Raw genomic sequence first — 21,338 nt, 5'->3', positions numbered from 1 at the left:
GACGGCCCCTCGTGCTGTCGAGCTGATCACTGGAACGACTTGACGATCTCCAGCAGGCTCGGCACGTTGGCATACGCCTCGAGGGCGTTCTCCTTGGTGACGATGACCGGATCGAGCAGGTAGGCGGGCACGACCTTCACGCCGTTGTCGTACTGCTCGGTGTCGTTGACGTCGACCTCCTCGCCGGCCTGCAGCTGACCGATCATCTTGATCGTCTGCTCGACGAGGAGCGTGGTGTCCTTGTTGATCGTGGAGAACTGGCGGCCCTCCATGATCCAGCGCACCGACTCGGCCTCGGAGTCCTGACCCGTCACGACGGGCTGCTTCTTGCCCGCCTGCTCGACCGAGGTGAGGATCGCACGGGCGAGCGTGTCGTTGGGCGACAGCACACCGTCGAGCTCCTTGTCGCCGTAGGTCGAGGTGAGCAGACCGTCCATACGCTCCTGCGCGTTCTCGGGCAGCCAGCCCTGCGTGGCCGTCTGGGCGATGTCGGTCTGCCCCGAGCCAACCACGAGGGTGCCATCGTCGATCTTCGGCTGCAGCACCTCCATCGCGCCGTTGAAGAACACGGCCGAGTTGGCGTCGTCCGGCGAACCGGAGAACAGCTCGATGTTGTACGGCGCCTCGTGGCCCGCGAGGGTCTCGAGGCCGTCCAGCAGCGCCTGGCCCTGCAGCTGGCCGACCTTGAAGTTGTCGAAGGCCACGTAGTAGTCGACGGCCTCCGTGTTCTCGATCAGGCGGTCGTACGCGATCACATACGCACCGGCGTCCCGTGCCGCCTCCACCTGTGTCGAGAGCTGCTTGCCGTCCTTGGCGCCGATCACGATGACCTTGGCACCGGACGTCACCATCGCCTGGATCTGGTTCTGCTGCTCGGCGACCGTGTTGCTCGCGGGGGCGTACTGCACGTCGGGCTCGAAGCCCGCATCCGTCAGACCCTGGGTGAACAGGTCGCCCGCGAGCACCCAGTTCTCACTGGTCTTGTCGGGCAGGGCCACGCCGATGCGCGCGCCGGCGTCGAAACCCGCGGGCGCATCGGTGCTGCCCGGATCCGTGCCGCCGCCGGTTCCGCCTCCGCGCTCGGAGGTGCAGCCGGTCAGCCCGATCGCCAGCGCGGCGAAGGCCGCGACAGCGGTGAAAGCGATCTTCTTCATGTGATTGCCACTTTCTGTTGGGGGACGAGGTCGCGACTCAGCGGCGAGCCGCGGTCTCCTGCTTCCCCGCCGCATCGCTGCCGGCGGGAGTCATGAGGTCGCCGCCGAAGTCGGCGTCCGCCTTGCGGCGGTTGAGGATGAGGCCGGTGATCGAGGGACGGCCCTGCTGCTTGTTCCAGACATCGATGCCGACCGCGACGAGCAGCACGAGTCCCTTGATCATCGCGACGAGGTCGGCGCCGACACCCAGCAGGGCGAGGCCGTTGTTGAGGAACGCCATGACCAGACCGCCGATGATGGATCCGATCACCGTGCCGATGCCGCCCGAGACCGCCGCGCCGCCGATGAACACGGAGGCGATGGCGTCGAGCTCCCAGCCGTTGCCGTCCTGCGGCCCCGAGGCCGTGGCGCGGGCGACGTAGATCATGCCGGCGATGGCCGCGAGGATCGACATGTTCATCATCACGAAGAAGTCGACCCGGCGATCCTTCACTCCCGAGAGCCGAGCGGCCTGGCGGTTGCCTCCGACCGCGTAGATGTGACGGCCGGCCACCGTGCTGTTCGTCACGAACGAGTACGCCACCACGAGCACCAGCAGGATGATGCCCGAGACCGGGAAGCTCGTGCCCTCGCGGCCGGTCGCGAACATCCATCCGGCCCAGAGGATGACGGCCGCCAGCACGGCCATCTTCAGCAGACTCACCCACAGGGGCGCCTTCGCGGCGCCCATCCGGGTCTGGATGCGCCGCAGCCGGAGCTCGTTGAACACGATCCACGCGACGCCCAGGAGGGCGAGGATCATGGTGGGCACGTTGAAGGGCAGCGGCAGCGCCACCTCCGGCAGATAGCCGGCGCCGATGTAGACGAACTCGCGCGGCACCGAGATGGTCTGCGAATCGCCGATCCACTGGTTGGCACCGCGGAAGAACAGCATGCCCGCCAGCGTGACGATGAACGCGGGCACACCGACGATCGCCACCCACAGTCCGTGCCAGAGGCCGACGGCCGCGCCCACCAGCAGCCCGAGCACGATCGCGAGCGGCCACGCGATCTGCCACTCCGCCATCGCCTTCGCGACGATGATGCCGACGAAGGCGGCGACCGATCCGACCGACAGATCGATGTGCCCCATGATGATGACCATCACCATGCCGATGGCCAGGATCAGGATGTACGAGTACTGGTTGACGACGTTGATCAGGTTGCCGCTCGAGAGCGTCAGTCCTCCCGTGAGCACCTGGAACAGCAGGATGATGACGATCAGCGCGCCGAGGATGCCGAACTGACGCGAGGCGGACGTGCCCGTCCCGAACATCGTGCGGAGGTCGCTGAAGTGGAAGCCGCGCGGCTGCTCAGGCGTGGGGCTGGGTGCGGTGGTCATCTCGTCTCGCTTCACTCGCTCGATGCGGCGTATGCGTCGTACGCCTTCTGGTTCAGGGAGGTCATGCTGCGCATCAGCGCCTCGGGGGTGGCCTCGGCCGCGTCGAGGCAGTCGGTGATCCGCCCCTCGAAGACCGTGTAGATGCGGTCGGAGATGCCAAGGAGCTCGGGGAGCTCGCTGGAGATGACGATCACGCCCTTCCCGGCCGCGGCGAGGTCGTTGATGATCTGGTAGATCTCGTACTTCGCGCCGACGTCGATGCCGCGCGTGGGCTCATCCAGGATGAGCAGATCCGGATCCGTGAACATCCACTTCGCGAGCACGACCTTCTGCTGATTGCCGCCCGAGAGCGTGGAGACGCCGACCTCGACGCTGGGCGCCTTGATGCGCAGCGCCCGCCGGTAGTCCTCGGCGACGCGGTGCTCGAGGCGCTCGTCGACCACACCGCGCCGAGCGATCTTCGCGAGCTTGGCGGAGACCGTGGAGCGCTTGATGGTGTCGAGCAGGTTGAGCCCCAGCACCTTGCGGTCCTCGCTGACGTAGGCGAGCCCGTGCCGGATCGCGGTCGGCACGTCGAGCAGCTCGACCTCGGCGCCGTCCTTGCGGATGGTGCCCGACACGTACTCGCCATACGAGCGGCCGAAGACGCTCATCGCGAACTCGGTCCGTCCGGCCCCCATCAGCCCCGCGATGCCGACGACCTCGCCGCGTCGCACCGTGAGGCTCGAGCCCTTGACGACGAAGCGCTCCGAGACGGTGGGGTGGCGCACGACCCAGTCCTGCACCTCGAAGAAGACCTCTCCGGGGTGCGACTCCCGATCGGGGAACCGGCTCGACAGCGAGCGCCCCACCATGCCCCGGATGATCCGGTCCTCGTTGATCTCGCCGCGCCCGACATCGAGGGTCTCGACGGGTCGGCCGTCGCGGATGATCGTGATCTCGTCGGCGATCTGCTCGATCTCGTTGAGCTTGTGGCTGATGATGATCGACGCGATGCCCCGCGACTTCAGCTCGCGGATGAGGCCCAGCAGGTGCTGCGAGTCGTTCTCGTTCAAGGCGGCCGTCGGCTCGTCGAGGATCAGCAGCTTCACGTCCTTGTTGAGCGCCTTCGCGATCTCCACGAGCTGCTGCTTGCCCACTCCGAGGGCCTTGATCTGCGTGTCCGGATCGTCGTGCAGCCCCACCCGGGCCAGCAGCTCGACCGCGCGAGCCCGCGCCGTGCGCCAGTCGATCGAGATGCCCGAGCGCACCTCGTTGCCGAGGAAGATGTTCTCGGTGATCGACAGCTCCGGGATGAGTGCGAGCTCCTGATGGATGATGACGATGCCCGCCGCCTCACTCGCGCGGATGTCGCGGAATCGCACCTCCTCGCCGTGCAGCAGGATGTCGCCGGAGTAGGAGCCGTACGGGTAGACCCCGGAGAGCACCTTCATCAGCGTGGACTTGCCGGCACCGTTCTCGCCGCAGATCGCGTGGATCTCCCCCTCGTGCACGGTGAGACTCACGTGCGCGAGCGCCTTCACGCCCGGGAACTCCTTCGAGATGTCGCGCATCTCGAGGATCGGCGGGGATGCCGATGAAACGGTTGCTGTGCTGCTCACGTCGACCTCGCTGTCGGGGCCACGGGCCCCGCGGCGACGGCCCGCTCAGCGGGCATCCTCACCGTCGAGGTTTGTGACCGTTCACATGTGGTCTGATCGTGCCCTCACGCGCCCGCGGCTGTCAAGAGCCCGAAGTCAGGAACGGCGACCGTGAGAGCTCGAGGCGCGCGCGACGAGCTGGGGCTCGAGCGGACCGAGGGCGGGGCGCTCCTCGCCCCGGATGTCGGCGACGAGCAGCGCGACGGCACGACGTCCGAGCTCGGGGAAGTCCTGGTGCACGGTGGTGAGCGGCGGCCAGATGTGCGGGGCGACGGGGATGTCGTCGAACCCGACGACGCTCACGTCGTTCGGCACGTCCAGCCCCGCGTCGCGGAAGCCGTGGATCAGGCCGATGGCCATGAGGTCGTTCGCGGCGAACACCGCGGTGAAGTCCACTCGCCGGGCGAGCTCGCGCCCGGCGAAGTGGCCGAAGTCGGCGGTCCAGTCGCCGCGGACGGGCGGGATCGTCGGCAGGTCGGCGTCGAGAAGCGCATCGAGATAACCCCGCATCCGCGACTCCGCCTCGATCCAGTCCTGCGGTCCGGCGAGGTGCACGATGTCGCGGTGCCCGAGCTCGATCAGGTGGTTGACTGCGAGGCGGGCGCCGGCCACCTGGTCGGCCGCGTGACGCTCCCCCGACGCGCCGGAGGCGGTCTGCAGGCTGACGTAGGGCACGCCGATCGCCATGCCCTGGAGCACATGGAACACGCGCAGCTGCGGCGCCAGCACCACCAGGCCGGCGACCTGTTCGCGCACGAGCTGACGCACGGCGGTGTCGATCGCCTCCGGCGTGGTGGCGGGGAGATTGATCGTCGACACGGAGTAGCCCTCGGCGCGCGCGGCCTCCTCGATCGCCGCGATCGACGACGCGGGACCGAACTCGCCGACGCTGGCCGAGAGCACCCCGAGCACGTTCGACGAGCGCGTGACAAGGGCGCGGGCGGCGAGATTCGGGCGGTAGTCGAGCTGCGTGATCGCATCGAGCACCCGCTGCTTCGTCTCGGGTCGGATGCTCGGATGATCGTTGAGCACGCGAGAGACGGTCTGGTGCGACACCGCGGCGACGCGCGCGACGTCCCGGATGCTGGGCATCCGTCGCTCGCTCGCCTGTTCCACCCGGATGCTCCCTGCGTCGGCCGCGCCGGCTGCGTCGCCCCGGCGGCATGGGGATGTGCTCGTTCACAACCCCGTCGACTCATTATGCCGAACGAACCTCGCGACGCCCGCCCCGGGCCCCCTCCGGCCGCGCCGCGGAACGCAGGTGGCGCGGGGTCGCGGCCCGCTGCAGGAGCGCGAACACCCCGTCGAGCACCAGCGCGAGGACGGCCACCGCGATCGCTCCGCCCAGCACCTGGTCGAAGCGGCGCAGCGCGATGCCCTGGATGATGTCGTAACCCAGCCCGCCGAGGCTGACGTATGCGGCGAGGGTGACCGTGGCCACCACCTGCAGCACGGCCGAGCGCAGGCCCGCCACCAGTAGCGGCAGTCCCAGGGGCACCTCGACCCGCCACAGGATCTGCCACTCGCTCATCCCCTGTGCGCGCGCCGCGTCGATGATGCGCCGGTCGATCGCCTCGAGCCCCGCGTAGGCGCCGGCGAGGAGGGGCGGGATCGCGAGCAGCACGAAGGCGGTGATCGCGGCGGCGGGCTTCTGCGTGACGCCCATCAGCAGCACAAGCAGCAGGATCAGCCCGAAGGAGGGGATCGCTCGCGCGGCGCCGGAGATGCCGACCGCGATCTCGCGGCCGCGGCCGGTGTGACCGATCGCCCAGCCCGCGGGGATGCCGACGAGTGCGGCGAGCGCGACGGCGCCGAACGTGTAGCCGAGGTGCACGACCAGCGCGGCGGGCAGAGGATGCGCGCCGGTGAGCCGCTCGGGAGCGAGAAGCCAGGCGATGGCGTCGAGCAGCAGATTCACGCGCGCCTCCCGGCCGCCCGTGTCCAGGGCAGCAGCACCCGCCCCGCGAGCACCAGGGCGACATCGACGACCAGTGCCACGAGCGCGACGGCGACGACCCCCGCGAGGATCTCCTCGACGATGCGACGCTGGAACCCGTTGGTGAACAGGTAGCCGAGATTGTTGACGCCGATCAGGATGCCGACCGTGGCCAGCGCAACGGTGCTCACCGCCGCGACGCGGAGCCCGGCGAGGATCACGGGGCCGGCGAGCGGGAGCTCCACTCCCCAGAACCGGCGCGCCGGTCCGAAGCCGAGCGCGACCGCGGCCCGGCGCACGTCTCCGTCGACCGCGTCGAAGCCGTCCGCGACGGAGCGCACCAGGATCGCGACCGCGTAGATCGTCAGCGCCAGCACGAGATTCAGCTCGCTCAGCGCGCTGATCCCGAACACGACGGGGAGCAGCGGCAGCAGCGCCAGGGAGGGCAGCGTGTAGAGCAGGCCGGTGATCACGATGATGGGCCCCCTGGCCGCGCGCCAGCGGTGCGCGGCCCATCCGAGCGGCAGCGAGAGCAGCAGCCCCCACACGATCGGCCACAGGCTCTGGCGAAGATGCTCGACCGTGAGACCCAGGATCAGCCCCAGGTTGTCGCCGATCCAGGTCACGGGGCCGTCGTCTCCTGGCGCAGCACGCCCTGCACACGGCCGGCGCCGTCGACCACGACGGTGCCGCCCCCGGGCCTCTCGCGCAGCGTGAACGACCGCTCTCCCCCGGCCAGTCCGACGAAGTCGGCGACGAACGCATCGGCCGGATCGCTCAGGATCTGCTCCGGCGTGCCGCGCTGCGCGATGCGTCCGCCCGTCGCAAGGATCACGACCTCGTCGCCCAGCAGGAACGCCTCGTCGACGTCATGCGTGACGAACAGGATCGTCTTGCCCAGCTCGCTCTGCAGGCGCAGGAGCTCCTGCTGCAGCTCGCGTCGCACGATGGGATCGACGGCGCCGAACGGCTCGTCCATCAGCAGGATGTTCGGGTCCGCGGCGAGCGCTCGGGCGACGCCCACGCGCTGCTGCTGTCCGCCGGAGAGCTGCGAGGGATAGCGCTGCGCGAGCTTCGCGTCGAGGCCCACCGTCTCCATGAGCTCGCGGGCGCGCCCGCGGGCCTCGCCGCGCGGGACGCCGTTCAGCAGGGGCACCGTGGCGATGTTGTCGATCACGCGCACGTGCGGCAGCAGGCCCGCCTGCTGCATCACGTACCCGATACGGCGGCGCAGGGCGACCGCATCCTGCTCGCGCACGTCCTGATCGTCGATGAGCACGGATCCCGCGGTCGGGTCGACCATGCGGTTGACCATGCGCAGAAGGGTGGTCTTGCCCGAGCCGGACGAGCCCAGCAGCACAACCGTGCGTCGAGAGGGCACAACGAGGTCGACCCCGTCGACCGCGACGGTGCCGTCGGGATACTCCTTGCGTACTCCCCGGAACTCGATTCCCACGGTCAGGGCAGGATCGTCACGGCATCGCCGAACGCGACGTAGCCGGAGAAGTCGCCCCCGACGCGCTCGATGGCGGTGGGCAGGGGCGTCGGGTAGCTCCAGGCGGCGTCGACCGCCTCGTCGTGCTGATCGCCCTGACTGTGCCGCAGCGTCCAGTACTGGCACTCGCCCTTCCACGGGCACGTGTACGGCGTGGGGCTGGCGTGGAACAGCGAGCGGTCGAGGGTGTCCGGCGGGAAGTACCGGTTGCCCTCGATCACGATGATCCGATCATCCGGGGAGTCGGCGACCACATGGTCGCGCCAGAGTGCGCGCATACCGCGAGGGTAGCCCCGGGTGCCGACATCCGGCACCCGGGGGCGTCATCCTCGCGGTGACCTCACACGAGCCGCAGCGAGACCGTCACGTACGAGTGGGCGGGCAGGTCGACCTCGAGGCCGCGCTCTGTCGCGCGCACACCGGCGTGGTCGGCCGGGGCGACCGCCGCCGGGGCCTCGGGCGTGTTGTGCGCGCTCAGCTCGCCCGCGCTCAGGATCTGCGCGGTGAAGCCCGCCACGGATCGCCCGCGCAGATCGAGCTGCACCGTGCGGTCCTCGTCGGTCGACAGGTTGGACAGCGAGATCAGCGCGCCGTCGTCCTTCGTCGACGCGGATGCCGACACGAGCGGCAGCTCGCGGCCGTCGGAGGCGACGGTGGGCACGTCGCGCAGATGCACATCGAGCGCCTGCGCATCCTGGTGCCCGGTGTTCATCGCGAAGACGTGGTACGTCGGCGTGAGCACCAGCGCGTTGGTGTCGGGATCGGTCAGGATCATCGCCTGCAGCACGTTCACCGTCTGCGCGATGTTCGTCATCACCACGCGGTCGGCGTGCGCGTGGAACGCGTCGAAGTGCGTCGAGGCCACGAGCGCGTCGCGGAGCGTGTTCTGCTGGTACAGGAAGCCCGGGTTGGTGCCCTCCTCCACGTTCCACCAGGTGCCCCACTCGTCGACGACGAGCCCGACCTTGCGATGCGGGTCGTAGCGGTCCATCACCGTGGAGTGGCGCGAGAGCAGCTCGCGCATACGGTGCGCACGCGAGAGCGTCAGGTACCACTCGTCCTCGGTGAACGAGGTGGCGGCGCCCTTGTCTGCCCAGTCGCCGCTCATCGTGTAGTAGTGCAGCGACAGCGCCTGATATGGGTGCGCCGCGCCGTCCGCATCGGCCGCGAGGTCGCCGAACGAGCGCATCAGCGTCTCGGTCCAGTGGTAGTCGGCCGTGTCGGCTCCCGCCGCGACCCGGTACAGCTTGTTGTCGCCGTGGTTGCGGGCATACGTCGCGTACTGGCGTGCGAGGGCGGCGAAGGTCTCGATGCGCATGTGGCCGCCACAGCCCCAGGCCTCGTTGCCGAGGCCCCAGAACGGCACCTTCCACGGCTCGTCGCGGCCGTTCTCCCGGCGAAGCGCCGCCATCGGGGAATCGTCGCCGCGGGTGAGGTACTCGACCCAGTCGCTCATCTCCTGCACGGTTCCGGAGCCGACATTGCCCGAGATGTACGGATCGGCGTCGAGCATCTCGCACAGGTCCATGAACTCATGGGTGCCGAACGAGTTGTCCTCGACGACATCGCCCCAGTGCGAGTTGACCATGCGGGGCCGCTGGTCGCGCGGGCCGATGCCGTCGCGCCAGTGGTAGTCGTCGGCGAAGCAGCCGCCCGGCCAGCGCAGGTTGGGGATCCGGATCGCGCGCAGCGCCTCGACGACGTCGCTGCGGATGCCGCGCACATTGGGCACCTCGGAGTCCTCGCCGACCCAGAAGCCGCCGTAGATGCAGCGACCGAGATGCTCGGCGAACTGGCCGTAGACGTGTCGGGAGATGGTGGGACCCGCGAGGTCGAGGTTGATGATCGCGGTCGTGGTGGACGTCACTGTCTGCCTTTCGTGGGGGTCTTGCAGGTCTGCGGGGTCTTGCGGGTCGGAAAGGGTCGTCGGATTAGCGCGTGGTGCCGCGCACCGAGAGGGTCACCGGCACGCTGACGTGCTCGGCGGCGACCTCGGGATCATCCATCCGGCGGTGCAGCAGGCGCACCGCCTCGCGGGCGACCGCCTCATGGCCCGGATCGATCGAGGTCAGCGCCGGGGGCAGGAAGCGGCCGACCTTGAGGTCGTCGAAGCCCGCCACCTGCACGTCGTCCGGCACCCGGAGGCCGCGCTCGTGCAGGGCGCCGAGGGCGGCGATGGCGATCACATCGGTCATGGCGAAGACGCCGTCGACGGGCAGCCCCGAATCGATGATCGACAGCATGGCCGCGCGTGCGTTCTCGAACGAGTAGTCGCCGATGGGCACGACGTAGCGCTCGTCGGCCGGAAGGCCGGCGTCGCGGAGCGCCTGCTCCCATCCCACGCGTCGATCGGTCGTCATCGCGTGCCCGTCCCCCGGCGTCGCACCGAGGGCGAGGATCCGTCGCGATCCGCGCTCGATCATGTGGGCGGTGGCCATCCGCGCGCCGTCCTCGTTGGCGAGGCGCACGTGATCGAACCTCTCGGGCACGTCCCGCTCGCCGAGAAGCACGATCGGCTTCGGACGGCGGATGCGGTCGAGCTGCTCGCGGTCCAGCCCCACCGAGGACATGATCACGCCGTCGTACAGCTGCAGGCGGGCGCCGCTGACCGAGGCCATCTCGTGCTCGGCCGTCGCGGCGGTGCGCTCGAGCACCAGGTGGCTGCCGCGCGGCTCGACCTCGCGCGCCACGGCGTCGGCGAGCTCGCTGTAGTAGTCGAAGAAGCTGGGCACGATCAGCGCGATCGTCCCCGTGCGTCCCGCGCGCAGGTTGCGCGCGGTCTGGTTCATCTCGTAGCCGAGGCTCTCGACGCTGGCGAGCACGCGCTCGCGCGTCGCCGGCGCGACGGGTCGGCGTTCGTTGAGCACGTTGGACACGGTCATGGTGGACACCCCGGCGGCGCGCGCGACGTCGGACATCGTGACCATCGGCTTTCCTCCCGTCTGCATCCTCCCATCCGCACGCGGTCATCGCGCACGATCCGCCGACCCGGCGTCGGAGTGCTCGAACTATATCGATAAAACTGCCTCTTGACGCCCCACCGATAACGATTTAGTTTGACGTTAAAATCCCCCCGCATCGGAGGCGCGTCACCCCTCGCCACCATGCACAGCGACGTCCGGTCGATGACGATCGGACGGTTCTCGAAGGAGAGACATGAAGAGGATCACCACGCGCGCGCCGCGCCGATTCGGGCGAGCGGCCATCGCGCTCGCCGTGGCAGGCACCCTCGCCCTCTCGGGCTGCACCGCCGGCGGGTCCGGCGGCGACGAGGCCGCGGGCGCCGACAACACCGCGGCGTCCATGAAGGACTACAAGGCGGACACGACGTTCAAGGCGACCGAGCCGATCGACTTCTCGCTCCTGTGGACCGACTGGCCCGAGGTGCCCATCACCGAGTCGTGGCAGGTCTTCGACGAGATCGAGAAGCGCACGAACGTGCACCTGGATCTGACCAACATCCCCTTCAGCGACGCCACCGAGAAGCGCAGCCTCCTCATCAGCGCGGGAGACGCGCCGCAGATCATCCCCCTCGTCTACACCGGCGAGGAGAAGCAGTTCGCCGCGACCGGGGCCGTCGTCGCCCTCAGCGACTACGAGGACTACATGCCCAACTTCCAGAAGTACGTGGAGGAATGGGACCTGCGCGACATGGTCGACAACCTCCGCCAGGACGACGGCAAGTACTACATGATGCCCGGCCTCCAGGAGGTCTCGGTCCCGACGTTCACCCTGCTGGTCCGCAAGGACGTGGTGGAGGAGGTCGGCGAGGAGATCCCCCAGACGTGGGATGAGCTGCGCACGGTCCTCGAGAAGATCAAGGCGAAGTACCCCGACAGCGCGCCGCTGGCCGACGGCTTCGAGGGCCAGTCGATGCTGAACTACGCGGCGCACGCCTTCGGCACCGTCGCCGGGTGGGGCTTCGGAAACGGCACGTTCTGGAACGAGGACGCCGGCGAGTTCGAGTACGCCGCCACCAACGACGGCTACAAGGAGATGGTCGAGTACTTCCACGGGCTCGTCGCCGACCGCCTGCTGGACACCGAGTCGTTCACGGCGGCCGTCGAGGGCGGCAGCACCGTCACCGAGAAGCTCGCGTCCGAGAAGGTCTTCGTCGCCTCCGGCGCGAACGGCACCGTGCAGGAGTTCAACACGGCGCTCGATGCGGCCGGCGTCACCGACTACGAGGTGCTCCAGATCGCTCCCCCGGGCGGCCCGGCCGGTCAGCTCGTCGAGCCCCGCAACTTCTGGAACGGCTTCATGCTGACGAAGGAGGCGGAGGAGAGCCCGAACTTCATCGCGATGCTGCAGTTCCTCGACTGGCTGTACTACAGCCCGGAGGCCCGCGACATGCTGCGCTGGGGCATCGAGGGCGAGACCTACACGAAGGACGGCGACACCTACACGCTGAACCCCGAGTACTCGCTCGACGCCTTCAACATCAACCCGGACGGCAAGACCGACATCCAGAAGGACCTCGGCTTCTCGAATGACCCGCTGACCGGATCCACCGAGTCGCGCGCGCTCAAGGAGTCGTACAACGTGCCCGCCTTCGTCGAGTACATCGACTCCGTGCTGACCGACCGCACCCCGCGCGATCCGTTCCCGCCGGCACCGCTGAACGAGAGCGAGCTGGAGCAGGCCTCGCTTCTGTCGACCCCGCTCAAGGACCACGTCGACACGAACACGCTGAAGTTCATCATGGGCGAGCGCCCGCTCTCCGAGTGGGATGCGTTCGTCTCCGAGCTCGAGGGCAAGAACCTCCAGGGCTACCTCGACCTGATCAACGGCGCGTCCCAGCGCTGGGCCGAGAACAACGGCTGATCATCCCGACGAGGATCCGGTGGGGCGGAGCGATCGGCCCCACCGGGTCCTCTCGCGAACGGAGACGCACCCATGACATCCCTCACCCGCACCGAGCGCCGCAGAGCGCAGGTGCCGTGGAGCCGAACGCTCCGCCACGACGGCGTGCTGTACGCGATGGCCCTTGTGCCGATCGTGTACCTCGTCATCTTCCGCTACGTGCCCATGATCGGAAACGTCATCGCCTTCCGCCGCTTCCGCCCCGGCGGAAGCATCCTCGGCGAGGAGTGGGTCGGCCTGCGCTACGTCAGCATGTTCCTGTCTGACCCGACCTTCTGGCACGTGTTCGCGAACACGGCCATCCTCGGCGCCCTCACGCTCATCGTCTGCTTCCCGCTGCCGATCATCCTCGCCCTGATGCTGAACGAGGTGCGCAAGAGGGCGTTCAAGACGATCGTGCAGTCGATCACGTACCTGCCGCACTTCCTCTCGGTGGTCATCGTCGTCGGCATCGTGATGCAGCTGCTCTCGCTCGAGGGCACCGTCAACCAGATCATCACCGCGATGGGCGGTGAGAAGATCCCCTTCCTGCAGAAGCCCGAGTGGTTCCGCACGATCTACGTCGGATCCGAGGTCTGGCAGACGGTCGGATGGGGCACGATCCTCTACCTCGCGGCCCTCACGACCATCGACGACTCGCTCTACGAGGCGGCGCGCATCGACGGCGCCAATCGCCTGCGCCAGACCTGGCATGTGACGCTGCCGGGCATCCGGCCGACCATGATCACCCTGCTGATCCTGAACATCGGCACGTTCCTCAACGTCGGCTTCGAGAAGGTGCTGCTGCTCTACACGCCGCTCACCTACCAGACGGCCGATGTCATCTCGACCTACCTGTACCGCGTCGGCCTCGTGTCGAACAATCTCAGCTACGCCGCCGCGATCGGCCTGTTCCAGGCGTGCATCGGGCTCGTGATGGTGCTGTCCGCGAACCTGATCTCGCGCCGAACGGTTGGAGCAAGCCTGTGGTGATCCTGAACCCCGCGCCCGTAGAGGTGCGCACCGATCCGCGCACGGAGACGATCCTGACGGGAAAGCCCCGCCCCCGCGGGCGCCTCCCCCAGGAGTCGAGGGGATACCGGACGTATCTCACCGTCAACGCGATCGCGCTGGTGATCATCTGCGCGGTCACGCTCTACCCGTTCGTCACGCTGATCGCCCAGTCGTTCTCCTCCAGCGGGGCGATCAAGGCCGGTCTGGTGAACCTGCTGCCGGTCGGCTTCAACCTCGACACCTATCACGCGGTCACGAACGACGTGCACTTCTGGCGCAGCTACGGCAACACGGTGCTGTACACGGTGGTGGGCACGCTCGTGGCGATGGTGCTCACCACGCTGCTGGCGTACGTGATGAGCCGCGAGCACCTGCGCGGACGCAACGTGATCATCGGCATCGCGGTGTTCACGATGTTCTTCAACGGCGGCATCATCCCGAATTACGTGCTGATCTCATCGCTCGAGCTGAAGAACACGATGTGGGCCGTCATCCTGCCCGGCGCCATGTCGGTGTTCAATCTCCTCGTGATGAAGTCGTTCTTCGAGAGCCTCCCGCGCGAGCTCGAGGAGGCCGCGCGCATCGACGGTCTCGGCTGGTGGGGCATCTTCACCCGGATCGCCCTGCCGCTGTCCAAGCCCGTTCTCGCGACGATGACGCTGTTCTACTCCGTGCAGTTCTGGAACGACTGGTTCAGCGCGTTCCTGTATCTGGATCAGACGGACCTCTATCCGCTCTCGCTCCACCTGCGCAACCTCATCGCCGGCGCGACGACCACCACGGCGGAGAGCGCGGCGGCCGTGGGCACGACCTCGGCGGCGATCAAGGACAACGTCCGGGCCGTCACGATGGTGCTGGCGATCATCCCCATCCTCGCCATCTACCCGTTCGTGCAGCGTCACTTCGTCTCGGGCGTGATGCTCGGCGCGGTCAAGGGCTGATGAGCGACGACGGCTTCGGATACCTCCTCGTCCACTTCGTCGAGGATCCCTCCGGGCACAGCGAGAAGATCTTCTTCTCGCTGTCCCGGGGGGACGATCCGCTCGCGTGGGAGCGGATGAACGGAGGCGAGCCGGTGCTCGAGTGGACGTCGGGCACGGGCGGGGTGCGCGATCCGCACATCGTGCGCGGGCCGGAGGGCTTCCACCTCATCGCCACCGACCTGCGCGTCTGGCGTCCGGAGGGCCCCGACTGGGGCGCCTACCGTCACCGGGGCAGTCGCGATCTGGTGGTGTGGGACTCCCCCGACCTCGTGACGTGGAGCACCCCCCGGGCGGTCACCGTGGCCCCCGAGGGCGCCGGCATGGCGTGGGCGCCGGAGAGCGTGCTCGATTCCTCGACCGGGGAGTTCCTCGTGCACTGGGCCTCCGGTCTGCCCGCCGACGCCGGCGACTCGACCGGGGCGACGGGCCCGGCCTGCATCCTGGCGTCGCGCACGCGCGACTTCCGCACCTTCACCGAGCCGCGGATCGTGCTCGAGCGCCCGGGCGGCGTGATCGACCTGACGATCGCGCTGCTCGACGACGGGCGCGTCATGCGCTTCGCGAAGCAGGATGACGCATACCCGGGTTCCTGGCGGATCTTCCAGCAGGTGGGCGGCGGGCTCGAGAGCGACGACTACACGACGGTCGCGCGGGGCATCGGCCAGCACATCGCCGAGCACGTCGAAGGGCCGCTGGTCTTCCGCGCGCACCCCCGGGCCGGCGAGCCCGAGCGCTGGTATCTCTGGGTCGACCAGTACTCGCGCATGCCGCAGGGGTACCACGCGCTGACGTCGGACGATCCGGCATCGGGTCGGTGGGAGCCGGTTCCGGATGACGCCTTCGACCTGCCGCCGAACACCAAGCACGGGGCGGTGCTGCCGCTGCGGCGCCACGAGTACAGCGCGCTGCGGGAGCGCTGGGGCTGACGGGCGCGCCGGGCGTCAGCCGACGATGCGGGCGCCCGGCACCGGGCCGTGCACGTGCAGCGAGGCGTGGCCGGCCCGCTGCAGGTCGGTGCTGAGCTCGAGCGCGTGCTCGGGAGAGGCGCAGAGGAACGCGAGGGTCGGGCCCGATCCGGAGACGATGCCCGCCAGCGCGCCGGAGGCCTCGCCGAGTTCGAGCACGGCGGCCAGATCGGGGCGCAGACGCAGGGTCGCCACCTGCAGGTCGTTGCGCAGCGACGCGGCGAGCATGTCGGCGTCGCCCGCTCGCAGCGCGTGCAGCACCTCCACGTCGACCGACGGCGTCTGGGCGACCGGTCCGATGTCGACCTTGTGGCGCTCGCGGTGCAGGTCGAGCTCCCCGTAGACCTTCGGGGTCGAGACGCCCTCCTCGCTCGTGACGAGCACCCAGTCGAAGCGTCCGCGCGCCAGCGCCGGGTTGAGCACGTCGCCCCGGCCCGTGCCGACGGCCGTGCCGCCCTTGAGAGCGAAAGGCACGTCGGCGCCGAGCTGGGCGGCGAGCCGGTGCAGCTCCTGGTGCGTCAGGCGCGTGTCCCACAGCGCGTCGCAGGCGAGCAGCGCGGCGGCGGCGTCCGCCGATCCGCCTCCCATGCCGCCGGCGACCGGCACCTGCTTGTGGATGTCGAGGTGCACGCCGCCCTCGTAGCCCGTGGCGTCGGCGAGCAGCAGCGCGGCCTTCAGCGCGAGATTACGGTCGTCGGTGGGCACACCGTCGAGGTCGACGCCGTCCGCGCCCGTGACCGTCAGGCTGAACGTGTCGGCCATGGTCGCGACCACGTCCTCGTACAGCGACACCGCCTGGAAGGCGGTCGCCAGCTCGTGATATCCGTCGTCCTGGAGCGCGCCGACCTCGAGGTAGACATTGATCTTCCCCGGAGCGCGCACGCGCACCGACGGGATCTCCTCCGCGAACGTCATGCGGCGGTCCTGTCGGGCAGATCGGTGGCGCTTGTGGCGGAGATCACGATCCCCAGGCTACCTATGCCGAGAGGGCCTCAAGACCACGGCGGCGGCCCGAGCGAAATGTTTCGACGGGTGCCCGCAGATCACCGGATGGCGCGCGCGATCCGCACGAAATCGTCGATGCCCAGCTCCTCGCCGCGCGCCGTCGGCTTCACACCCGCCGCCTCGAGGATCTCCGAGGCCCCGGCGGCCGTGCCGCCCAGCACACCGGCCAGGGCCTGGCGCAGCATCTTGCGGCGCTGCTGGAACGCGGCGTCGATGATCTGGAAGGTGGCGCGGCGCTCGTCCTCCGTGCCGCGCGGCTCCGCGTCGCGCTGGAAGCCGACGAGCACGCTGTCGACGTTCGGCACGGGCCAGAACACCTGACGCGAGACGACGCCCGCCAGGCGCCAGCGGCCGTACCAGGCCGCCTTCGCGCTCGGGGCGCCGTAGACCTTGCTGCCGGGAGGGGCCGCGAGGCGCTCCCCCACCTCGGCCTGCACCATCACGACGCCGCGGTCGAGGAACGGGAACGTCTCCATGAAGTGCAGCAGCACCGGAACCGACACGTTGTAGGGCAGGTTGGCCACCAGCACGGTGGGGTCGCCGGGCAGCTCGGTCACGCGCAGCGCATCGGCGTCGACGACCGTGAGCGCGCCGTCCGGCACGCCGTGCTCTGCGGCCGTGGTGGGCAGGCGCTCGGCGAGGCGGTGATCGATCTCGACCGCCGTGACGCTCGCTCCCGTCTCCAGGATCGCGAGCGTGAGGGATCCGAGGCCCGGTCCCACCTCGACGACGCGGTCGGTCGCCTGGACGCCCGCGACCGACACGATCTTGCGCACCGTGTTGGCGTCGACCACGAAGTTCTGCCCCAGCTTCTTGGTGGGGGTGACATCGAGGGATGCCGCGAGCGAGCGGATCTCGGTGGGGCCGAGCAGGGTGACCATGGTTCTTCTCTCTCAGGCGTGCGCGTCAGGCGCTCTGGCCGAAGTCGCCGTACACGGCGAGGGTGTTCGCGGCGATCTGCGCGCACAGCTCGTCGACCTCGACGCCGAGCTCGTCGGCCATGAAGCGCACCGTCATCGGCACGAGGTAGGGGGCGTTCGGGCGGCCGCGGTGCGGCACGGGCGTGAGGAACGGCGCATCCGTCTCGACGAGGATCCGGTGGCGCGGCGTCACCGCGAGCGCATCGCGCAGGTTCTGCGCGTTCTTGAACGTCACGTTGCCCGCGAACGACAGGAAGTAGTCGTTGTCGGCGGCCTCGCGCGCCATGTCCGCATCGCCCGAGAAGCAGTGGAACACCGTGCGCTCGGGAGCGCCCACGCGGCGGAGGGTGTCGAGCACGTCCCGATGCGCGTCGCGGTCGTGGATCTGCAGGGCGATGCCGTGCTTCTTGGCGAGATCGATGTGCGCCTCGAAGGAGCGGTGCTGGGCCTCGCGCCCGTCCTCGCCCGTGCGGAAGTAGTCGAGTCCGGTCTCGCCGATCGCGCGCACCCGCGGGTGCGCGGCGAGTTCGTCCATGACCGCGATGGCCTCGTCGAGGCGCCCCGCCTGGTCGTACACGGGCGCGTCGTTCGGGTGGATCGCCACGGCCGCGAGCACCCGCGAGTCGGCCTCGGCCGCCGCGACCGCCCAGCGCGAGGAATCGATGTCGCCGGAGGCCTGCACCACGCCGGCGATGCCGACATCGGCGGCGCGATCCAGGTGCTCCGTGAGGGTGAGCGGGTCGTCGCCGTCGGTGATCTCGAGGTGGCAGTGGTTGTCGTAGACCGGGATCGCCAGGGGCGCGGGAGCCTCGGGATACCGCAGCTCCTTGCGTCCCTCCCGAGGCCGCTCGCGGACGTAGGTCTCGGGGACCTGTGCCTCGGTCACGATCCGTCGGCCTGCTCGATGCGCGGGAACAGGGGCTGCAGCGCCTGGGTGACGGTGCCCGCGGGCAGCTGACCCCAGCGGCCGGTGTCGCGCACGGGCTGATCCGCCAGCGCACCGAGCGAGCCCTCCGTGCCGAGCGCGGCCCACAGCTTGGCGGTCGCCTGCGGCATCACGGGAGACAGCAGCACAGCGAGCGCACGCAGCGCCTCGGCGCACGTGTAGAGCACGGTCGCCAGGCGCTCGCGCTGCGCGTCGTCCTTCGCCAGCGCCCAGGGCTCGTTCACCGTGATGTAGCCGTTGAGCTCGTCGACGATGGTCCAGATGCTGCGGATCGCCTCGTCGATGCGGAAGCGGTCGATCGCCTCATCGGCGGACGCGGCGGCGTCGGCCACGACCTTCTGGATCGCCAGGTCGCTCTCGGTGTACTCCCCCGGCTCGGGCACGGATCCGCCGAAGTACTTGCCGATCATGGCGATCGTGCGCGAGGCGAGGTTGCCGAATCCGTTGGCGAGCTCCGCCTGGTACCGGGCCGACAGGTCCTCCCACGAGAACGAGCCGTCCTGGCCGAAGGCGATCGCCGACAGGAAGTAGAAACGGTAGGCGTCGGATCCGAACACGTCGGTGATGGCGTGCGGAGCGATGCCCGTGAGCTTCGACTTCGACATCTTCTCGCCGCCGACCAGCAGCCAGCCGTGCGCGAACACGTTGTGCGGCACGTCGATGCCCGCTGCCATCAGCATGGCGGGCCAGATGACGGCGTGGAAGCGCAGGATGTCCTTGCCCACGATGTGGCGGGCCGGCCAGCGACGCGCGAAGTTCTCGTCGTCGGCGCCATACCCGACGGCCGTGGCGTAGTTGAGGAGGGCGTCGAACCACACGTAGATGACGTGCGACTCGTCCCACGGCACCGGGATGCCCCAGTCGAAGGCCGAACGCGAGATCGACAGATCCTGCAGGCCCTGCTGCACGAAGGCGACGACCTCGTTGCGCGCCGACTCGGGCTGCACGAAGTCGGGGCGGTCGCGGTAGAGCTGCAGCAGTCGCTCCTGGAAGTCGCTGAGCTTGAAGAAGTAGTTCTTCTCCTGCAGCAGCTCGAGCGGCTTCGAGTGGATCGCGCAGACCTTGAGCCCCTCGAAGGGGCCGGTGCCGTCGACGATCTCGGAGGCCGGCTTGAACTCCTCGCAGCCGACGCAGTACAGCGCCTCGTACTCGCCCGCGTAGATGTGGCCGCGGTCGTAGACGTCCTGCAGGAAGCGCTGCACCGATGCCTCGTGGCGCGGCTGCGTCGTGCGGATGAAGTCGTCGTTGGCGACATCGAGGGTCTCGAGCAGCGGCTGCCACTCCTCGTTCACGAGCTTGTCGGCCCACTGCTGCGGCGTCAGGCCGTTGGCCGCGGCGGCGCGCATCATCTTCTGGCCGTGCTCGTCGGTGCCGGTCAGCATCCACGTGTCGTCGCCCGCCTGGCGGTGCCAGCGCGCGAGCGTGTCCGCTGCCACCGTCGTGTAGCCGTGCCCGATGTGGGGCACGTCCGAGGGGTAGTAGATCGGCGTGGTGATGTAGAACGAACGGCCGGAAGTCACCCTGCAATCCTAGGCGGGCGACCTGGGGGCATTACGCGAGCGGCAGGTTCAGATCGCGCAGGACGCGGTTGGCGGGCGCCAGCGTGTCGGCGAGCCCGCCGAACAGCGGGATCAGGGCCGCGTACGTCTGCGACGACGCGGGATCCGGGTCGAGCCGCGTCCGCACCTCCACGAGGTCGGCGGCCGCGTCGAGCGAGTCGATGAGCCCGAGGGCCTTCATGCCGAGCAGTGCCGCGCCGAACCCGGATCCCTCCCCGTCGTCGAGCAGCGCGAGGGGCGTCGCGAACGCGCCGGCGAGGGTCGTCGGCCACAGCGGGTGCTGCATCACGCCGCCCGTGGCGCGGATCTCGTGGATGTCGAACCCGGCCCCGCGCATCGCGCCGAGGACGAGCGCGAGCTGCATCGCCACGCCCTCGACCGCGGCGCGCACGAGGTGGCCGCGGTGGTGCGAGCGGGTGAGGCCGATGTAGGCGCCGCGGGCTCCGCCGGCCCACCGCGGGGCGCGCTCGCCCAGCAGGTGCGGCAGCATCAGCAGCCCGCCCGCGCCGACGGGCGTCCTCGCGGCCTCGTCGAGCAGCAGGGCGGTCGGGGTGTCGGATCCGATCTCTCCCCGCAGCCATTCGAGGGCCACGCCGCCGTTGTTGATCGCGCCGCCGATCACCCAGCGGTCCTCGGTGAGCGCGTAGCAGAACACGCCTCCGGCCGGATCGACCGCGGGTCGATCCACGGCCACGCGCAGGGCGCCCGACGTGCCGATGGAGCAGGCGGCGACGCCGGGGCGCACCGCGCCGACGCCGAGGTTGGCCAGCGGGCCGTCTCCGGCGCCCACGACCACGGGCGTGGATGCCGCCAGACCCGTCACCGCGGCCGTCTCGATCGTGAGCCCCGGCAGCACGTCCGTCGTGCGCACGAGCACGGGCAGCTGATCGGCGGTGATCCCCGCGATCTCCAGGGCCTCAGCATCCCATTCGAGCCGGTGGATGTCCATCAGGCCCGACGCCGACGCCACCGAGTGATCGGTGACGAGCGAGCCGGTCAGCCGCAGCTGCACCCAGTCCTTGATGCCGACCCACCGCGACGCACGCGCGTGGAGATCCGGATCCTGTTCGCGGATCCAGGCGAGCTTCGTCAGCGGCGACATCGGATGCACGGGCGTGCCCGTGCGGCGGTGCAGCGCGAGGCCGCCCGTCGCCGCACGGATCCGCTCGGCCTGCGCGGTGGCGCGGGTGTCGGCCCACGTGATGACCGGGGTGATCGGATGCAGGTCGGCGTCGAGCGCCATCAGGCTGTGCAGCGCCGTGGAGAAGGACAGGCCGGCGACGCGGTCGTGGCCGATCTCGGCGGCCACAGCCGCGACGCCCGCGAGCACGGCGGCCAGGATCAGCTGCGGATCCTGCTCGGCGTGGCCCGGCTGCGGCTCCTCCAGCGGATAGCCGCGCTGCCACTTCGCGATCAGCGCGCCGTCCGGCCGGTAGGCGACCACCTTGGTGGCGGTGGTGCCCATGTCCACGCCGATCACGACATCCCGTGCTGTCAC

Annotated in this window: 19 protein-coding genes; 4 read left to right on the top strand and 15 right to left on the bottom strand. The window is 69.5% G+C overall.

All coding sequences use genetic code 11. From position 1 onward, the window contains the following. Nucleotides 1-26: 26 nt before the first annotated feature. From J5V96_RS01365 to J5V96_RS01320, 10 genes are all read right to left on the bottom strand, one after another. Nucleotides 27-1,154: a substrate-binding domain-containing protein gene (locus J5V96_RS01365; RefSeq protein WP_208499800.1), complete on the bottom strand. Its 1,128-nt coding sequence runs from the start codon at nucleotides 1,152-1,154 to the stop codon at nucleotides 27-29. A gap of 37 nt (nucleotides 1,155-1,191) precedes the next feature. Then, complete coding sequence (gene mmsB / locus J5V96_RS01360) at nucleotides 1,192-2,535, bottom strand: multiple monosaccharide ABC transporter permease (RefSeq protein WP_208499799.1); 1,344 nt, start codon at nucleotides 2,533-2,535, stop codon at nucleotides 1,192-1,194. Between the two features lie 11 nt (nucleotides 2,536-2,546). Further along, nucleotides 2,547-4,088: a multiple monosaccharide ABC transporter ATP-binding protein gene (gene mmsA, locus J5V96_RS01355; RefSeq protein WP_208500512.1), complete on the bottom strand. Its 1,542-nt coding sequence runs from the start codon at nucleotides 4,086-4,088 to the stop codon at nucleotides 2,547-2,549. Nucleotides 4,089-4,271: 183 nt separating this feature from the next. Next, nucleotides 4,272-5,267 carry a LacI family DNA-binding transcriptional regulator gene (locus tag J5V96_RS01350; protein WP_208499797.1) on the bottom strand — a complete coding sequence of 332 codons (996 nt, stop codon included), beginning with the start codon at nucleotides 5,265-5,267 and terminating at the stop codon, nucleotides 4,272-4,274. 106 nt (nucleotides 5,268-5,373) lie between these two features. Then, nucleotides 5,374-6,093 (bottom strand): ABC transporter permease, encoded by a 720-nt coding sequence (locus J5V96_RS01345; RefSeq protein ID WP_208499795.1) that lies wholly within the window; start codon nucleotides 6,091-6,093, stop codon nucleotides 5,374-5,376. Continuing rightward, nucleotides 6,090-6,737, bottom strand: coding sequence for an ABC transporter permease (locus J5V96_RS01340; RefSeq protein ID WP_208499794.1), 648 nt, complete (start codon nucleotides 6,735-6,737; stop codon nucleotides 6,090-6,092). The genes J5V96_RS01345 and J5V96_RS01340 overlap by 4 nt, the downstream gene beginning before the upstream one ends. Beyond that, nucleotides 6,734-7,567: an ABC transporter ATP-binding protein gene (locus J5V96_RS01335; protein ID WP_208499793.1), complete on the bottom strand. Its 834-nt coding sequence runs from the start codon at nucleotides 7,565-7,567 to the stop codon at nucleotides 6,734-6,736. Before J5V96_RS01335 ends, J5V96_RS01340 begins: the two co-directional genes overlap by 4 nt. A 2-nt stretch (nucleotides 7,568-7,569) precedes the next feature. After that, nucleotides 7,570-7,884: a DUF427 domain-containing protein gene (locus tag J5V96_RS01330; RefSeq protein WP_208499790.1), complete on the bottom strand. Its 315-nt coding sequence runs from the start codon at nucleotides 7,882-7,884 to the stop codon at nucleotides 7,570-7,572. A gap of 62 nt (nucleotides 7,885-7,946) precedes the next feature. Continuing rightward, nucleotides 7,947-9,473: an alpha-N-arabinofuranosidase gene (locus tag J5V96_RS01325; protein WP_208499788.1), complete on the bottom strand. Its 1,527-nt coding sequence runs from the start codon at nucleotides 9,471-9,473 to the stop codon at nucleotides 7,947-7,949. Between the two features lie 64 nt (nucleotides 9,474-9,537). Next, entirely contained in the window at nucleotides 9,538-10,554 is a 1,017-nt protein-coding gene (locus tag J5V96_RS01320; protein WP_236014354.1) for a LacI family DNA-binding transcriptional regulator, read from the bottom strand. 208 nt (nucleotides 10,555-10,762) lie between these two features. Between J5V96_RS01320 and J5V96_RS01315 the strand changes: the two genes are divergently transcribed. The 4 genes from J5V96_RS01315 to J5V96_RS01300 all read left to right on the top strand — a co-directional run bounded on the left by J5V96_RS01315 (nucleotide 10,763) and on the right by J5V96_RS01300 (nucleotide 15,371). Next, entirely contained in the window at nucleotides 10,763-12,430 is a 1,668-nt protein-coding gene (locus J5V96_RS01315) for an ABC transporter substrate-binding protein (protein ID WP_208499786.1), read from the top strand. A 72-nt stretch (nucleotides 12,431-12,502) separates the two neighbouring features. Then, nucleotides 12,503-13,441, top strand: coding sequence for an ABC transporter permease (locus tag J5V96_RS01310; protein WP_208499784.1), 939 nt, complete (start codon nucleotides 12,503-12,505; stop codon nucleotides 13,439-13,441). After that, on the top strand, nucleotides 13,441-14,403 hold the full coding sequence (locus J5V96_RS01305) for a carbohydrate ABC transporter permease (protein WP_372439926.1): 963 nt from the start codon (nucleotides 13,441-13,443) through the stop codon (nucleotides 14,401-14,403). Before J5V96_RS01310 ends, J5V96_RS01305 begins: the two co-directional genes overlap by 1 nt. Next, on the top strand, nucleotides 14,403-15,371 hold the full coding sequence (locus J5V96_RS01300; RefSeq protein ID WP_208499783.1) for a glycoside hydrolase family 43 protein: 969 nt from the start codon (nucleotides 14,403-14,405) through the stop codon (nucleotides 15,369-15,371). The genes J5V96_RS01305 and J5V96_RS01300 overlap by 1 nt, the downstream gene beginning before the upstream one ends. Before the next feature lie 15 nt (nucleotides 15,372-15,386). Here J5V96_RS01300 and J5V96_RS01295 read toward each other — a convergent pair whose 3' ends face one another. The 5 genes from J5V96_RS01295 to J5V96_RS01275 form a co-directional block, all read right to left on the bottom strand. Beyond that, entirely contained in the window at nucleotides 15,387-16,325 is a 939-nt protein-coding gene (locus J5V96_RS01295) for a 4-(cytidine 5'-diphospho)-2-C-methyl-D-erythritol kinase (RefSeq protein WP_208499781.1), read from the bottom strand. Nucleotides 16,326-16,453: 128 nt separating this feature from the next. Beyond that, nucleotides 16,454-17,296 (bottom strand): 16S rRNA (adenine(1518)-N(6)/adenine(1519)-N(6))-dimethyltransferase RsmA, encoded by an 843-nt coding sequence (gene rsmA / locus J5V96_RS01290; RefSeq protein WP_208499780.1) that lies wholly within the window; start codon nucleotides 17,294-17,296, stop codon nucleotides 16,454-16,456. A gap of 25 nt (nucleotides 17,297-17,321) precedes the next feature. Then, nucleotides 17,322-18,221 (bottom strand): TatD family hydrolase, encoded by a 900-nt coding sequence (locus J5V96_RS01285; RefSeq protein ID WP_208499779.1) that lies wholly within the window; start codon nucleotides 18,219-18,221, stop codon nucleotides 17,322-17,324. Next, nucleotides 18,218-19,801 (bottom strand): methionine--tRNA ligase, encoded by a 1,584-nt coding sequence (gene metG / locus J5V96_RS01280; protein WP_208499778.1) that lies wholly within the window; start codon nucleotides 19,799-19,801, stop codon nucleotides 18,218-18,220. Before metG ends, J5V96_RS01285 begins: the two co-directional genes overlap by 4 nt. A gap of 31 nt (nucleotides 19,802-19,832) precedes the next feature. Next, on the bottom strand, nucleotides 19,833-21,338 hold the full coding sequence (locus tag J5V96_RS01275) for a gluconokinase (protein ID WP_307793135.1): 1,506 nt from the start codon (nucleotides 21,336-21,338) through the stop codon (nucleotides 19,833-19,835).

Source organism: Microbacterium stercoris (assembly GCF_017592545.1).
GTDB classification, from domain to species: Bacteria; Actinomycetota; Actinomycetes; order Actinomycetales; family Microbacteriaceae; genus Microbacterium; species Microbacterium stercoris.
Note: the sequence above shows the minus strand (reverse complement) of the source record. Positions and strands in the feature narration are given on the sequence as shown.

Bases quoted from the DNA above. Each gene is read 5' to 3' on its own strand.
- J5V96_RS01365 (WP_208499800.1), bottom strand. From the start codon at position 1,154: ATGAAGAAGATCGCTTTCACCGCTGTCGCGGCCTTCGCCGCGCTGGCG.
- mmsB (WP_208499799.1), bottom strand. From the start codon at position 2,535: ATGACCACCGCACCCAGCCCCACGCCTGAGCAGCCGCGCGGCTTCCAC.
- mmsA (WP_208500512.1), bottom strand. From the start codon at position 4,088: ATGCGCGACATCTCGAAGGAGTTCCCGGGCGTGAAGGCGCTCGCGCAC.
- J5V96_RS01350 (WP_208499797.1), bottom strand. From the start codon at position 5,267: ATGCCCAGCATCCGGGACGTCGCGCGCGTCGCCGCGGTGTCGCACCAG.
- J5V96_RS01330 (WP_208499790.1), bottom strand. From the start codon at position 7,884: ATGCGCGCACTCTGGCGCGACCATGTGGTCGCCGACTCCCCGGATGAT.
- J5V96_RS01320 (WP_236014354.1), bottom strand. From the start codon at position 10,554: ATGCAGACGGGAGGAAAGCCGATGGTCACGATGTCCGACGTCGCGCGC.
- J5V96_RS01315 (WP_208499786.1), top strand. From the start codon at position 10,763: ATGAAGAGGATCACCACGCGCGCGCCGCGCCGATTCGGGCGAGCGGCC.
- J5V96_RS01310 (WP_208499784.1), top strand. From the start codon at position 12,503: ATGACATCCCTCACCCGCACCGAGCGCCGCAGAGCGCAGGTGCCGTGG.
- J5V96_RS01300 (WP_208499783.1), top strand. From the start codon at position 14,403: ATGAGCGACGACGGCTTCGGATACCTCCTCGTCCACTTCGTCGAGGAT.
- J5V96_RS01295 (WP_208499781.1), bottom strand. From the start codon at position 16,325: ATGACGTTCGCGGAGGAGATCCCGTCGGTGCGCGTGCGCGCTCCGGGG.
- rsmA (WP_208499780.1), bottom strand. From the start codon at position 17,296: ATGGTCACCCTGCTCGGCCCCACCGAGATCCGCTCGCTCGCGGCATCC.